Source organism: Flavobacterium aquidurense, assembly GCF_002217195.1.
Lineage (GTDB): Bacteria > Bacteroidota > Bacteroidia > Flavobacteriales > Flavobacteriaceae > Flavobacterium > Flavobacterium frigidimaris.
Genome location: NZ_MUGR01000085.1, coordinates 1 through 1,579, shown reverse-complemented (window position 1 = coordinate 1,579; position 1,579 = coordinate 1). Strand labels below are relative to the sequence as shown.

Here is a 1,579-nt window from a genome sequence, read left to right as displayed (position 1 = left end):
TACTATTACGATTTCATTTGGCTTTTTTTAACCTGTAAATCCTGTTTTGTTATAAAATAAACGACTCTTCAAATTTTGTTAATCTCCATTTCTCATTCGATTTGTTTGTTTAACTTTGTTGGAACTCTTTTTTTATAAGAAATCGTCATGATTATAAATCATACTTTTTATTTAGATAAAGACGATATTAAATTCCAATTAAAAATAAATTTTATCTACCTATGAAACAAATAGTCCTGGTTGCAATTGCATTTATTACCTTTTCATGTTCACAAGCTCAGAAAACAAGTTTTTCAAAAGAGGCTTTATCTGAAAAATTATTAGCGACTGATGATAGTCAGGTTACTTTTAAAAATATTTTAAAGAAGTATAAAGGTAAAACACTACTTATTGAAGTTTGGGCTTCCTGGTGTGGTGATTGTGTAAAAGCTATGCCACAATTAAAAGAACTTCAGGCAAACAACCCAGATGTTTCATACCTGTTTCTTTCAGCGGATAAAACGGCTGATAAATGGAAAGCCGGAATTGAAAAACATGACTTAAAAGGGGATCACTTTATGATGAACGACGGTATGAAAGGTGTCTTTGGAAAAGCAATTGATTTAGATTGGATTCCAAGATATATTATCATTGATAAAACCGGAAAAATCGTATTGTACCGTGCAATCGAAAAGGATTTTGAGAAAATCAATGAAACGCTGAAAAGCCTGAAATAAAAATTTAACAACAATGGCAACTTCAAAATTAAATGCCAATGTTGTGATAATGCAAAAAATAAAAACAAAAAAAAGAATAAAATAAAAACTACCAAAATGAGAAAAAAAATTGTTGCAGGAAACTGGAAAATGCATAAAAACGCAGAACAAACAGAAGAATTATTAAGCGAATTAATTGCTAAAATACCAGCACAAACTACTGCACAAGTTATTGTTGCCCCAACATTTGTAAATTTACAGGCAGCGGTTTCTAAATTAAAAAACACAACTATTGGTGTTTCTGCCCAAAACGTTCACCAGGCTGAAGGCGGTGCTTTTACAGGAGAAATCTCTGCAGATATGCTGACAAGTATTGGCGTAAACACAGTAATTCTTGGTCACTCTGAGCGTAGAGCAATTTTTCACGAAACGGATGCTTTAATCGCTGACAAAGTAAATACTGCTTTAAAACATGAGATGACTGTAATTTTCTGTTTTGGGGAAGAATTAAAAGACCGTCAATCAGGAAATCATTTCAACATTGTTGAAAACCAATTGCGTGACGGATTATTCCATATTGCAAAAGAATCATGGGCAAAAGTTGTTTTAGCTTACGAACCGGTTTGGGCTATTGGAACTGGAGAAACTGCTTCTCCGGAACAAGCACAGGAAATGCACGAATTCATCAGAGAAACTGTTCGCAAAGCTTTTGGAGCTGATATCGCTGACGAAGTTTCTATTTTATACGGTGGTTCTGTTAAACCGGACAACGCTAAAGAAATCTTCTCTAAACCAGACGTAGACGGTGGTTTAATTGGAGGTGCTGCTTTAAAAGCAGATGATTTCTTAGCTATTGTAACTGCTATTTAGATTTTTAGATTTTT

At 33.4% G+C, this 1,579-nt stretch carries 2 protein-coding genes; both read left to right on the top strand.

Translation table 11 applies throughout. The features are described 5' to 3' along the window. The first annotated feature begins 221 nt into the window (after window positions 1–221). The gene (locus B0A67_RS24735; protein WP_072965051.1) at window positions 222–716 is read left to right on the top strand and encodes a TlpA family protein disulfide reductase; all 495 of its coding nucleotides are present in this window, start codon (window positions 222–224) and stop codon (window positions 714–716) included. Window positions 717–812: 96 nt separating this feature from the next. Then, window positions 813–1,565 (top strand): triose-phosphate isomerase, encoded by a 753-nt coding sequence (gene tpiA / locus B0A67_RS24730; RefSeq protein ID WP_072965052.1) that lies wholly within the window; start codon window positions 813–815, stop codon window positions 1,563–1,565. The last annotated feature ends 14 nt before the right edge of the window (window positions 1,566–1,579 follow it).